Source organism: Blautia marasmi, from assembly GCF_900258535.1.
Taxonomy (GTDB): Bacteria; Bacillota; Clostridia; order Lachnospirales; family Lachnospiraceae; genus Blautia; species Blautia hominis.
Genome location: NZ_OIWX01000001.1, coordinates 5311942 through 5324220, shown reverse-complemented (window position 1 = coordinate 5324220; position 12279 = coordinate 5311942). Strand labels below are relative to the sequence as shown.

The window sequence follows — 12279 nt, the reverse complement described above, 5'->3', positions numbered from 1 at the left end:
ATATTGTCATCCTACTTTCGTACCCATGTAATAAAATCCTCTGCATTCATCAAGATGCACCTGAACCAGGCTTCCGACCAAAGAGGCATCGCCCGGAAAATGCACCAGTGTGTTGTTGGAAAGTCTTCCTGTCATAAGAGATTTATCGTGTTCATTCTGTTCTTCCACAAGAACCTCCTGTACGGTCCCCGTATCTCTGGACGACATCTCCCTGCCTATGACCTGTACCCTTTTAAGCAGCCGGTCAAAGCGGTCTTTTACGTCTTCCTCGGAAATCTGGTCTTCCATGACAGCGGCAGGCGTTCCGGTCCTCTTGGAATAGATGAAGGTAAAGGCGCTGTCATAGCGGACCTTTTCCACCACATCCATGGTCTCCAGAAAATCCTCCTCCGTCTCACCGGGAAATCCTACGATAATGTCCGTGGTAAGGGAAATATCCGGCACAGCGGCGCGGATCTTTTCCACAAGGGCCAGATACTGCTCCTTGTCATATCTTCGGTTCATTCGTTTTAAGATTCGGCTGCTGCCTGACTGAAGAGGCAGATGGAGATGCTTGCAGATTTTTTTGCTGTTCTTCATGACTTCGATCAGCTCATCCGACAGATCTTTTGGATGGGATGTCATGAAGCGGATGCGGCGAAGCCCTTCTATCTTTTCGATTTCCTGCAAAAGACCGGCGAACGTCATAGGTTCTTCCAGATTTTTGCCGTAAGAATTTACATTCTGGCCCAAAAGCATAACCTCCACCACACCGTCAGCTACAAGCTGTTCAATCTCTCTTACAATATCTTTTGGACTTCGGCTTCTCTCCCGGCCGCGCACATAGGGTACAATGCAGTAGCTGCAGAAATTATTGCATCCGAACATAATATTGACACCGGATTTGAAGGAATACTTCCGCTCCGCAGGCAGATCCTCCACAATCTTATCGGTATCTTTCCAAATGTCAATGACCATACGGTCAGAAGTGAGGGCACTTACGATCAGCTCTGAGAACTTATAAATATTGTGTGTGCCAAATATCAGATTGACAAAAGAATAGCTTTTTTTCAGCTTCTCCACCACGTGAGCCTCCTGCATCATGCAGCCGCAGAGGGCGATCATCATATGGGGATTTTTCTTTTTCTTTGCGTGAAGCTGGCCAAGGCGGCCGTATACACGGTGGTTGGCATTTTCCCGGACTGTACAGGTATTGAAAATGACAAAGTCTGCATCCTCATCCTGTTTTTCCACATATCCGATATTTTCCAGCACGCCAACCAGTTTTTCGGAATCCCTGGCGTTCATCTGACAGCCGAAAGTATTTACACAGAAAGTCAGGGGCCTCCCCAGAGCTTCGCTTTTTTCCTTCACAAGAGTCCGTGCTTTTTTCATGAAATAATATTGGCGGTCCGGTTCAAGGACCGGCGCTTCACCGCTTATATCTATATTTCCCAGAATTTCTTCCAAATTTTCCTGATTCATTCCATATCCTTTCCAATTTGCAACTGTTCAGCACCCTCAACGTTACAGGCAAAATCCATGCAGAATCGCCTTTGGCCATGGGATTCTTGCTTGGCTGCTGAATAGTCACCTCGATTTTATCATCAAAACATTCAGACCTATTTTACTATAACGGATTTTAATTTTCAATCATTAAAATTTACATAATATCGTAACAGAATAGAAAAAAGGTCGGAATGTATCAAATCTTGTCATACACCCAACCTTTTCCTGTGTTCTTTTCTTATAAAATTAATGTTTTGTTTTGAGTCCGTATTTTTGACCGAGGTTCGTGACTGTGCCGTCTTTTTCCTGGATATCAATGTTGTCCAGCTGGGAACGCATATTCATGCGGATAGTGGCAATGTACTCTGTACGGAGCCTTTTCTGCTCCTCTTTCTCCTCCGGTGTCAGCTCTGTAACTTTAGACTTTCTGGCAAGTTCGTTGATTCTGTCTATTTGTTCCTGGTTCATGTAAATATCTCCTCCTATCTTGTTCTTCAAGGGGCGGCATCAGAGCTTTTGGATGATATCATCCAGATAGAACTCTTCTTTTTTGTCTGATAAAAATAAAGTGCCATGGTTTCTTCCCTGCATGATCTTATGTATCACATGGAAATCCTCTCCGTTGGCGATCACCATATCAGCGCCTGCGCTGGTTGCTATGTGGGCGGCTGTCAGTTTTGTCGCCATGCCTCCGGTACCTACAGAACTTCCTGTGCTGCCCTTTGCCATTTTCTCCAGATGGCTGTCTATCTTCTCCACCACGTCAATAAATTTGGCGTCTGGGTTCTGATTGGGGTCATCGGTAAAGAGCCCGTCAATATCAGACAGCAGGATCAGCATATCGGCGTCCACCAAAGCGGCTACCAGTGCGGAAAGGGTATCATTGTCACCAAATTCAATTTCATCCGTGGAGATGGTGTCGTTCTCATTTACAATAGGGATTGCCCCCATATCAAACAGCTTATTGAAGGTATTTATGGCATTGTCTCTGGTGGCTCCATTGATCATGGTGTATTTTGTCATGAGCACCTGGGCAGCTGTCTGATTGTATTCTGCAAAAAGCTTCTGATAGATCATCATAAGCCTGGCCTGCCCCACAGCAGCACAAGCCTGCTTTTCGGCCAGCTCCTCAGGACGTCTGCGAATGCCCATGGCACTTCTTCCCACAGCGATGGCACCGGAAGACACTACGATCACATCCTTGCCCTGGTTATGAAGATCTGCCAGTTCCCTGACCAGAATTTCCATTTTTGTCAGGTTCAAACGGCCTGTCTCCTCATGTGTCAGGGAGGAGGAGCCAATTTTTACCACTACTCTTTTTTTATCTTTTAATTTTTCTCTTAAGTTCATTGTTGATCACTCCATAGTTTTCATGTCCTCTTATATTACACCATTTTTTGGGGTTCGTCCAGAGGGGCTTTTTCTTTAGCTGGAATAATTCTCAAGAAAACTGTAAAGCTCATCTGTCCCCACAATCTCCTTGCCGCCCAGGACTTCAGCCTGCTCTTGGCTTGGCAGGGCCTCAAGGGGAATATCTGTGTATTCAAAGACTTCCTTTCCATCCTCCAGGTAAACCACCAGGCTGCCGTTTTCCATACGGATACAGTAGCGGGTCTCTTCATCGGACGCGGATACGTCCCCCAGCTCCTGTCTCAGTACCACCTGATCGTCTGCGTAGGAGGATACCCGATAGCGTTCCTTCACCAGTTTGCCTGTCTCGGAATTAAAAGATTCAAAAACATAATCACTGTCTCTGGAAAACGGGTTGGCGGAAACCTGTTTTCCCATCAAGGCACTCTCCTGCTCCAGGCGGTTCATCCGGTCTCTTAAAGAGGAGAGCTGATAACTCAGGAAAAACCCACAGCTCAGGAAAAAAATGGCAAAGACAAGGCCGATACTATAAAAAATTCTTTTCATGAAAGAATCACTCCTTTATTCATATAAACTCTCTATGAATATTAGTATCGGCCTTTTTTTCCACTTTATTCAGTTATTCCCTGCATTTTCAAAAGCTCTCAAAAGATTTCCCGCTTATTGGGCAGGAGCCGCCTCTGCACCGGTATCTTCCGGTGTCTCCGCCAAGTTTTCTGCTCCCTGCACCGCGTCCTGGTCTGCTGCCAGGTCGGGATTTTCTGCCGCTTCCGGTGCTGCCGGCTCCGGGCCTGTGATCTCCACCTGATCCGCATTGGTATCCTGAATAATGCAGATCCAGGTTTTTCCCGGGTTCAGCGTAATTTCATTGCCGTTTGCGTCGTAGTAGTGGGTTGGCGCCCATTCGGAATCCTTTTTCCAGGTAATATCAATGGCCTGGCCTTCTGAGATATATTTACCGCTGCCGCCGGACATGACATTAATGTGCAGATAAGCGCTGTCCTCATAATTTTCCCAGGGACAATACTGCAGGATCACATTTTTGTAGGCAAGTTGTCCGCTTGTCAGCTCATCAATCTGCGGTTCTCCATACTGAAAACGGTAATAGAGTTTTTCCTCCGCATTATAGTCAAACCAGGGGGCATTTACAGAATAGCCGGGTTTTATGGTGGTTGCCGGGGTCCCTCCTGCCGGAGCAGCCTCTTTGCCCACCCATGCGAACTGGAAATGCCCTTTGTAATCCGCAGAATACTCCTGGCTGTAGCCATTGATCTCTATTCCCTTCTGCAGTCCCGCAAAACTAGTGTAAGCATTGTGGGGTGCCACCCGGTCTGTGGTGCGGTAATAAACCTCTGCCCCATAACCGGAAAGGCCGCTTAAATTATTGACTTCCGGAATCTCCAGGTAAGGAAGCGCGTAAGCTGCCTGTCCATAATGGGCATAGAGAGCTTCAAACTCCATTGCGTAGAAGATATAATAATCTCTGCAGCTTCTCACGGAACCAATTTTTTCCAGATTGTCATAATCTTCAAAAATACCCATAAGCCTGGTGATGCCGCCCTCCACAGGTGCCTCATATACCACACCGGCGTTGGCGATCCCCGCCTGGGGAACGGCTGCCTGGATGTTGTTCAGCATAACAGCCACAGGCCTTCTCTGGCCTATGGCAGGGCTTACATACTCCCCTGTCAGGTAGCTCTTCATCATACCTTCCGGAATCTGTTCTGTCTCCGGCTCTTTTGGCTGCAGGACAATTTCCTTGGCTTCTTCTTTTTCTTCCGGCTCCTCAACTGTCTCCTGCGGAACCTCTTTTTTCTCAACCTCTTTCTTTTTCCCACAGCCTGCAAGCAGCGTGGATGCACAGACGGCTCCAACCAGCAGCCATGTGAGATATTTTTTTGTTCTCATAATCTTCCTCCAAATTCTTATCTGCGGATGCCCAGTTCATCAAGGATGGATTCCTGTTTTGCTTCCATGACAGCAGCCTCTTGTTCTGACATATGGTCATAGCCCATCAGATGCAGCATACTATGGGCGACCAGAAACGCAAACTCCCGTACAGCTCCATGTCCGTACCGGTCAGCCTGTTCCAGCATCCTTGGCACTGCGATCATAATATCCCCTAAAATCAGCTCCCCTGTCTCAGGATGGAACGCATCCCCGGACTCCTCCGCAAAGGAGAAATCCCCCGGTGTATCATAATCCAGCATGGGGAAGGACAACACATCCGTTACCCTGTCTATCTCCCGGAATTCCCGGTTCGTTCTATGGATATCCTCATCTGTAGTGAGGACCAGGCTCACCTCCGCCTCATAAGGGCAGTTCTCAGAATCCAGAGCAGCTTCCACAACCTGCCGGGCAATGGTTTCATAATCAAACTCCATATCCCCGGGATACTCCTTGTCAATATTCAGTGTCATACATTTTCCTCCCCATTATTCGCTTTTGTAATTATTTCTGCTTTATTTATTTCTGCGGCTATGCTGCGGTCTGCCGGATTGTCCCGGTTTTTTATCAGCCTCTGCTTTTTCAAATGCCTTGACAATATCCTTTACAAGCCGGTTTCTGACCACATCCCGGTTGTTCAGGCGCACAATACCGATTCCATCAATGGAACCCAGAATTGCGGCACATTTTTCCAGGCCCGATTCTGTGATCTTTGGAAGATCGATCTGTGTCACATCCCCGGTCAGCACCATTTTGGAACCCTCGCCCAGTCTGGTCAGGGCCATTTTAAGCGTTGAGAGGGAAGCATTTTGACTTTCATCTATTATTATGCTGGCCCTGTTGAGGGTTCTTCCCCGCATGTAGGCCAGAGGTGCAATTTCTATGGTTCCCCGCTCCAGATATTTCTGAACCTGCTCATTTCCCAGGATGTCGTTGAGGGCATCATAGAGAGGACGAAGATAGGGGTCCACCTTCTGGGATAAATCTCCGGGAAGAAAGCCCAGACGTTCCTCACCGGCTTCAATTGCCGGACGGCTCATGATTATGCGCTCAATATTTCCGTTTTTTAAATCTGCAACAGCCTGGGCAACTGCCAGGTATGTCTTGCCGGTACCGGCAGGACCGATACAGATGTTCACTGTGTTTTCCTTCAAGGCCCTGGCATAGTTCTTCTGTCCGATGGTCTTGCATTTGATGGGCCGGTTTCTGTGCGCAAGGACAATGACATCAGACATGGCCTTCATGGTCTCCTCAATCTCCCCTGCCTGAATGGATTCCAGCACACGGTAAACCACATCCCCGTCAATCTTTTCTTTCCTGTCATGAATGTCACGAAGGGATTTGAGTGTGCGCACTGCACTCTGTACCGCAGACTCCGTTTCTCCGAGAATCTCAACGTGAGAGTTTCTGGCGTTTATTGAAACAGACAGGGCGTTTTCAATGAGCTTGGCATTGCTGTCTTGAACACCGAAAACATCCATCTGCTGATCTAGTGTAAATTCTAGTTCCTGCTCCTGCAAATAAATTCTCCTCACTTTCCTGTATCATACAAAAACCCAGACTAAATTATACTGCAACTTACAGGCTTTTTCAAGCCCCGGACATTCTGATCTGATCTATATTATTATAAGGGATACATTTGAGATTATGGCATCGGTTACTGTCCGCCCCGTGTCCGGTAACATGCTTCGCGATGCACAGATATGGAACATTCTGCCCCATACCGCGCTGGCTGCCTCGGGATCTTCATGCTTCCGGCATGAAAACGCCTGGTGCAGTGGCCTGTGTACAGTATCAGGCACCGGACGATGGTTTTATACCTGTGTGTGATCTAGAAATGCGCTGACGCTCTGCGGGGCAGCCCCCTCGTATTGTGTAAGAAGGGGACGCAGCAGAGCAGAAAAAGAATTACAGGACACAGTGTCCCTTGGCCTGCAGGCAGTTTTTTACTTCGCTGATGCAGTCTACATGAAGGATCATAATAGGCATTCCTGAACTGCGGTTGAAAGAAAGATAGAGATAGTCCACATTGATGTTGCTGTCCAGTAATGATATCAAAAGCCTGTCCAAAGCACCGGGGTTATCATCCAGCTCCACACCCAGAACATCTGTGTCACGGCAGATAAAGCCCTCTTTTGAAAGTGCATCAAGTGCCCTTTGCGGGTCAGAGACCACCATGCGGATAATGCCGTATTCGGCACTGTCGTTGGTGACAGACCCCATAATATTAATGTTTTCTCTTGCAAGGATACCGGTGACTGACTGCAGCATTCCTTTTTTGTTTTCTGCGAATATAGATATTTGCTTAAGCATAGATTCCCCTCCTGAAAATTAACTTATGTTAGTAAAATCGTAACTGTTTGGTACCGCCACAGTTACAAAAATCTAACACAAGTATATGTTCTGTCTCACCGTTCTGTCAACCTATTTCAGAAAAGCCGAAAACGCAAAAACACCCCGGAAGTGTCCCCGGCAGCTGAGGCAGGCTGTCGGGGGCAGATTCATTCTTCGGTTTCCTCTGTAGTTTGTGCGGGCTGTTCCAGTATCTCCACAGGTTGTTTTTCTGTGGATCTTTCTATGATGGTCAATTGTCCTTTTGCCACACAGACATCGTCCAGGACCTGGATCTTTACATTGTTTGCTTCTATCCGGACTTCTTTTTCACGCAGTGTTTCCAGCAGGAGGTCAAGCTGTTCCTGCGCTTTCTTTTCCGCGCCTTCCTTTGTATATTTGTAGGGCTTTGTGACACTCTCGTAATCTATACAGCTCCCATAAAAAATGGGAAGGCGGAAATTTTCGGTCACTCGCACCTGATGTAGTTTTGTCACTGTATCAAACTGGTCAAAGCGGTTTTTTCCTTTTAGGTTGATCACGTAATCTCCAAACTGCAGAACCGGGCCTTTTTTGGCTTCTCCGGTATAGACATTTTTTTGGAAGTGCATATTAAATTCATGGTAATACTGCATCTGTGACTGAATGTAAATATCTGCGTCAGATTCCGTATATTCATACCCCACCACTTCTTTACTGTCATTCATGATATCCACTCTTCCGGATACCAGTGTCTCACCCTTTTCGCAGGTTTCCCCCACCTTTTTGCACGGTGTGCCCTTTCTGGTGATCATGGAAACAATGGTGCCTGATTTTCCGGCAATTATACTGCTGGGATTCTCTTCTGTCTGTTTGATCATCTTGTTTGCCGTGGCATTTTCTTTGACTTCCAAAATGAGCCGTGTACCGGATATTTTTGCGGAAACCCAGGTGATATCAGGAAATTCCTTACGCATCTGTTCCGCTATGTAAGAGCAGTCCACATTCTTTTTTAATATGCCGTGATGGATTTGGATCTCATCCAGATAATTGAGTATGGTCTGGGTGCTGTTGTGGCGGTTGCCCTCCACATGAATATTCCAGATATGCTGGGATAATACCATCAGCAGGCAAAAACCCGCTAAAATGCCGATAAAAAATGCCTTTCTTTTTTTGTTGCGGTAAAAAAAGAAGGGCAGTCCGTATTTTTTTATGATCTTCACACGGGAACCGGTCTTTCGGCATATGGGCTTCATCTGGTAGAATCCGGAAATGCTTACATTCATCTCATAAAAACCGCCGCGGTTCTGCAAATCCCAGATGGGGATGTTATGGTGGGCACACATATTCAGGAAACGTTCCGGGCCGCCGCTCTGCAGCCGGATGCGGACATAGCCTTTACAGTAATAATTCCAAGCCTTCAACTTTGTTACCTCCCATTTTCTTATAGAAAGGAAACACAACAGATGCTTCCCGTGATCTTCATTTCCTCGTTGGTGTAGTAGTCAATGGTGAGGTGGGTTCCCTCTATTTTTATAGCATCGTGTTTGGTGAGAAGGACAATGCAGGTGTCCTCGTATTGGCGGATGCATTTGTAATTCTCTATAAAAAGCTCCCTGGAGCCGGTCATGGTGAAGATGGCTTCCCGGTATGCCAGGTCTTTGGGAATTTGGAGGGAGTCGGCGATGCGGCCGGTGATGGGGGTGGATTTTTTGCGCATGGGGGTCTCCGGGGTGATGTCTTACTATTATGAGTATGCGAAGAGGGGGGAAATGATGACAAAGGGGGAGGGGGAATGATGAAGGTAACGAGGACGGGGAATGACCCGGAAAGCAAAGGGGACGGGGAATAAGCCGGAAGGTCCAGGGGCGCGGATACTGGGTGAGCGAAGCGTTCGCCTGTCCCGAAGCTAACCTGCTGCCATTCTAAGTATATCGACAGTGGGATCTTCACCAAGTGACTGGCGCAGGTGCGTGGGGGATATGGGTCATTTTATGAATATGATGCCGAACCAGAGGATTTGGGTAGGGGACAAGGTGAAGTCAAGTTGGTATTTTTCAGCCAGTTCACTGACGATGATGCCGTGGCTTTCCACGCAGGGATGCATCTTTCCCGGAAAACGGCAGGGGGCGGATGGGTAGGTGCAGGCTTCACAGATGTCACAGGATTCGGTAGAAAGGGCCATGCATTCACAACCCTGGGAGTTGATGAACTGCTCGATGGCGGCTGTAATATTTTCGTGTTCTTTGCGGGTGGACAGGGTCTCGTCAAAGTTAATGACATCAGTAACTTCCGCTATAGTGGAGAACAGGAAACATTCTTTGTAGGCTAGACAGCGGTGTTTGCACTCTTCTACGCTCCCGACAGCAGGCGGGCAGGCCCAGGTCGTGTTGAAGCGTTCACACTCTTTTTCACAGATCCATCTGACACGGTAGGAAAACTCAATCTCTTCCGGGCTGAAAAAGGCATATTGATAAACCGGATACTGGCAGATGAACGCTTCCAATCTTTCATGTGATATCATTGGTAAATCCTCTTCTTTCTCTCTTATTTCCTCATTCATTTGTGTTTTATTATACAGGAAATGTCGTATAATGGCAACGCGGCTTTTGATTTTCTGGTATAATGAAATGCAGGAGATATTGTGCCTGAAAACAAAGGAATAAAAGAAAGAAGGGATGGCTCATGCACAGAGAATCACCATTTGTAACGTGTCCAGTCTATGAGACGAGGTCTTTTAAGCTTAGGCTGGTAAGGAAGGAGGATGCGGCCGGGCTGCTGGCCTGTTATGCAGACAAAGATGCAGTATCATCATTATGGAAAGCTTACCGGGGATTATGACGGCCTGGAAAATGAGACAGCCGTCATAGCCCTGCTGCATGACAAGTAAGATTCAGGTACTGCTGTTCTCAGTTCCCCATTGGCACATTGCTTCCATGATCGGAAGCAGGGAACGCCCTTTATCCGAAAGACTGTATTCCACTTTGGGCGGTATTTGAGGATACTCTTTGCGGATTATGAGACCGTCTGCCTCCATTTCTTTTAGCTGGACATTTGCTTCGCCCCTGTACTTTTGGACTATTTCTTCTAAAATAAAGGCATTTATTGAAAGGTTTTACTGTATTGCCGAACAGGAGGATGACCCGCCATTGGGACGTTATGAAAAATATCCCGTCCGTGACTGCGCACTGCTTATGACCTCAGCGGATGACTATTTCTGGACTTTCCGGCAGGCTGTTTCCTATTATAATCTTACCATGATAAATTATATCGGTTTTCATGACAAAGGCACATTACTGGCAGGCGGCTGCGGAGACACAAACGGCAAACCGCAGATACAAAACACGAAATATTTAAAGGAAGCCTTTGAATTTGGAAAGAATTTGTATGTTGATTAGTTTAGGACTGCTCCTCTGCTGCCTGAGGAGACACTTTTCGCGTATCTTTTCAGATATCCCTTTAATGTCTTTTCTTTTGGTTTCCAACCGGCCTTTCTAAGAGCCAGTTCCTCATCCGAAAGCAGGACATTGATCTTACAGTTTGGGATGTCAATTTCAATCATATCTCCCTCTTGGATCAGACCGATAGTTCCTCCGTCTGCAGCTTCCGGGGATACATGGCCGATGGCGGCGCCTCTGGTGGCACCGGAGAACCTTCCGTCCGTGATCAGTGCTACTTTGTCGCCAAGGCCGCTTCCCATTATGGCGGAGGTGGGATTGAGCATTTCCCGCATTCCCGGGCCGCCTTTGGGACCTTCATAGCGGATGATAACGACATCGCCTGCATGGATTTTTCCGGTATTGATCGCAGAAAGGGCGGCCTCCTCCCCGTCAAAAACACGGGCTTTTCCCGTGTGCTGCATCATTTTCTCGTCAACGGCAGATCTTTTTACCACACATCCCTCAGGAGCCAGGTTTCCTTTTAAGACAGCAATACCGCCCTGGAAACTGTAGGGATGTCCGGCTGTGCGGATAATGTCCGTATTCTTTATTTCACATCCACTGATATTTTCTTTTATGGTTTTCCCCGTACATGTGAGCAGCTCCGTGTGAAGGAGATTTTTCTTACTGATCTCGTTCATCACAGCGGGAATCCCTCCTGCCTCCTCCAGCTCTTCTATAAAATGATTACCGGCGGGGGCCAGGTGGCACAGATTGGGTGTCTTCTTAGAAATGTCATTGGCCATATCAAGGTCGATCTCGATCTCGCATTCATGGGCAATGGCCGGAAGATGAAGCATACTGTTTGTACTGCATCCCAGCGCCATATCAATGGTCAGGGCATTCTCGAATGCCTCTCTCACCATAATGTCTCTGGGCTTTACATCGTTCCTTACAAGTTCCATGATCTTTCGTCCGGTCTCTTTCGCAAGACGCAGCCTTGCACTGTAGACAGCGGGAATGGTGCCGTTTCCCGGAAGAGCCATTCCCAGGACTTCGGTCAGACAGTTCATACTGTTGGCGGTGAACATACCGGAACAGGAACCACAGGTGGGACAGGCCTTTTTTTCGTAAGCACAGAGAGTATCCGTATCTGTTCTGCCTGTTTTGAAGGAACTGACAGCCTCCGATACAGTGGAATAGCTGATCCTCTCTTTCCCGTAAATACCGGCAAGCATGGGACCTCCGCTCACAAAAACAGCAGGGATATTCAGACGAGCCGCTGCCATGAGAAGGCCGGGGACATTTTTGTCACAGTTTGGCACCATGACAAGGCCGTCAAAAGGGTGTGCCATGGCCATAGCTTCGGTGGAATCTGCGATTAGTTCTCTGGTTACCAGGGAGTATCTCATCCCTTCATGGCCCATTGCGATCCCATCACACACCGCAATGGCAGGAAATACAACCGGGACGCCGCCTGCCTCGGAAACGCCCTGTTTGACAGCCGCCACCACCTTGTCAAGATTCATATGTCCCGGGACGATCTCATTTTGTGAGCTTACAATTCCAATCAGCGGTTTCTCCAGCTCATAGTCTGTCAGGCCAAGTGCATAGAGCAACGCTCTTTGCGGAGCGGCATCCACTCCTTTTTTGATTCTGTCACTGCGCATAAACTTACCTCCTACTTGATTTTCCTGTATTATATCGCATTAGTTGTATACTGTCAATATAGATGTATGCTCATATAAAAAATATAACAAAGTAAGTCTTTTGCAAAGCGTAA

Annotated in this window: 13 protein-coding genes and 2 pseudogenes; 1 reads left to right on the top strand and 14 read right to left on the bottom strand. The window is 47.4% G+C overall.

Annotation, left to right across the window (positions count from 1 at the left end):
- Nucleotides 1–6 precede the first annotated feature (6 nt).
- The 13 genes and pseudogenes from miaB to C6P39_RS28570 all read right to left on the bottom strand — a co-directional run.
- On the bottom strand, nt 7–1464 hold the full coding sequence (gene miaB / locus C6P39_RS23330; protein WP_104805369.1) for a tRNA (N6-isopentenyl adenosine(37)-C2)-methylthiotransferase MiaB: 1458 nt from the start codon (nt 1462–1464) through the stop codon (nt 7–9).
- 270 nt (nt 1465–1734) lie between these two features.
- Complete coding sequence (locus C6P39_RS23325) at nt 1735–1956, bottom strand: DUF896 domain-containing protein (RefSeq protein ID WP_065541721.1); 222 nt, start codon at nt 1954–1956, stop codon at nt 1735–1737.
- 39 nt (nt 1957–1995) lie between these two features.
- Nucleotides 1996–2838 (bottom strand): glutamate 5-kinase, encoded by an 843-nt coding sequence (gene proB / locus C6P39_RS23320; RefSeq protein WP_104805368.1) that lies wholly within the window; start codon nt 2836–2838, stop codon nt 1996–1998.
- Between the two features lie 75 nt (nt 2839–2913).
- Nucleotides 2914–3405 carry a hypothetical protein gene (locus tag C6P39_RS23315; RefSeq protein WP_104805367.1) on the bottom strand — a complete coding sequence of 164 codons (492 nt, stop codon included), beginning with the start codon at nt 3403–3405 and terminating at the stop codon, nt 2914–2916.
- Between the two features lie 114 nt (nt 3406–3519).
- On the bottom strand, nt 3520–4071 hold the full coding sequence (locus C6P39_RS28805) for a DUF3048 C-terminal domain-containing protein (RefSeq protein ID WP_408608524.1): 552 nt from the start codon (nt 4069–4071) through the stop codon (nt 3520–3522).
- Between the two features lie 57 nt (nt 4072–4128).
- Nucleotides 4129–4563 (bottom strand): annotated as a pseudogene (locus C6P39_RS28800) (DUF3048 N-terminal domain-containing protein); the annotation flags it as partial.
- Nucleotides 4564–4784: 221 nt separating this feature from the next.
- Entirely contained in the window at nt 4785–5279 is a 495-nt protein-coding gene (gene ybeY, locus C6P39_RS23305) for an rRNA maturation RNase YbeY (RefSeq protein WP_104805365.1), read from the bottom strand.
- Nucleotides 5280–5321: 42 nt separating this feature from the next.
- The gene (locus C6P39_RS23300) at nt 5322–6326 is read right to left on the bottom strand and encodes a PhoH family protein (protein WP_330397266.1); all 1005 of its coding nucleotides are present in this window, start codon (nt 6324–6326) and stop codon (nt 5322–5324) included.
- A 388-nt stretch (nt 6327–6714) separates the two neighbouring features.
- A complete protein-coding gene (locus tag C6P39_RS23295; RefSeq protein WP_095173131.1) occupies nt 6715–7119 on the bottom strand; it encodes an ACT domain-containing protein in 405 nt (134 codons plus the stop codon).
- A 188-nt stretch (nt 7120–7307) separates the two neighbouring features.
- Nucleotides 7308–8540, bottom strand: coding sequence for a sporulation protein YqfD (locus C6P39_RS23290; RefSeq protein WP_104805364.1), 1233 nt, complete (start codon nt 8538–8540; stop codon nt 7308–7310).
- 20 nt (nt 8541–8560) lie between these two features.
- Nucleotides 8561–8836: a YabP/YqfC family sporulation protein gene (locus tag C6P39_RS23285; RefSeq protein ID WP_104805363.1), complete on the bottom strand. Its 276-nt coding sequence runs from the start codon at nt 8834–8836 to the stop codon at nt 8561–8563.
- Nucleotides 8837–9103: 267 nt separating this feature from the next.
- Nucleotides 9104–9640: a DUF2284 domain-containing protein gene (locus tag C6P39_RS23280; RefSeq protein ID WP_095173133.1), complete on the bottom strand. Its 537-nt coding sequence runs from the start codon at nt 9638–9640 to the stop codon at nt 9104–9106.
- Nucleotides 9641–10009: 369 nt separating this feature from the next.
- Nucleotides 10010–10165, bottom strand: a pseudogene (locus C6P39_RS28570) (winged helix-turn-helix transcriptional regulator); the annotation flags it as partial.
- Nucleotides 10166–10265: 100 nt separating this feature from the next.
- On the opposite strand from C6P39_RS28570, the gene C6P39_RS23270 reads away from it, so the two are divergent.
- Nucleotides 10266–10514: a hypothetical protein gene (locus C6P39_RS23270; RefSeq protein WP_330407117.1), complete on the top strand. Its 249-nt coding sequence runs from the start codon at nt 10266–10268 to the stop codon at nt 10512–10514.
- Here the strand turns inward: C6P39_RS23270 and ilvD are convergent.
- Nucleotides 10511–12166 (bottom strand): dihydroxy-acid dehydratase, encoded by a 1656-nt coding sequence (gene ilvD / locus C6P39_RS23265; RefSeq protein WP_104805361.1) that lies wholly within the window; start codon nt 12164–12166, stop codon nt 10511–10513. The genes C6P39_RS23270 and ilvD overlap by 4 nt on opposite strands.
- Nucleotides 12167–12279 lie beyond the last annotated feature (113 nt).

What these genes read in the sequence shown, in the direction of transcription:
- C6P39_RS23325 (WP_065541721.1), bottom strand. Translation starts at nt 1,956, where the DNA reads ATGAACCAGGAACAAATAGACAGAATCAACGAACTTGCCAGAAAGTCT.
- C6P39_RS23315 (WP_104805367.1), bottom strand. Translation starts at nt 3,405, where the DNA reads ATGAAAAGAATTTTTTATAGTATCGGCCTTGTCTTTGCCATTTTTTTC.
- ilvD (WP_104805361.1), bottom strand. Translation starts at nt 12,166, where the DNA reads ATGCGCAGTGACAGAATCAAAAAAGGAGTGGATGCCGCTCCGCAAAGA.
- C6P39_RS23280 (WP_095173133.1), bottom strand. Translation starts at nt 9,640, where the DNA reads ATGATATCACATGAAAGATTGGAAGCGTTCATCTGCCAGTATCCGGTT.
- proB (WP_104805368.1), bottom strand. Translation starts at nt 2,838, where the DNA reads ATGAACTTAAGAGAAAAATTAAAAGATAAAAAAAGAGTAGTGGTAAAA.
- C6P39_RS23285 (WP_104805363.1), bottom strand. Translation starts at nt 8,836, where the DNA reads ATGCGCAAAAAATCCACCCCCATCACCGGCCGCATCGCCGACTCCCTC.
- C6P39_RS23295 (WP_095173131.1), bottom strand. Translation starts at nt 7,119, where the DNA reads ATGCTTAAGCAAATATCTATATTCGCAGAAAACAAAAAAGGAATGCTG.
- ybeY (WP_104805365.1), bottom strand. Translation starts at nt 5,279, where the DNA reads ATGACACTGAATATTGACAAGGAGTATCCCGGGGATATGGAGTTTGAT.
- miaB (WP_104805369.1), bottom strand. Translation starts at nt 1,464, where the DNA reads ATGAATCAGGAAAATTTGGAAGAAATTCTGGGAAATATAGATATAAGC.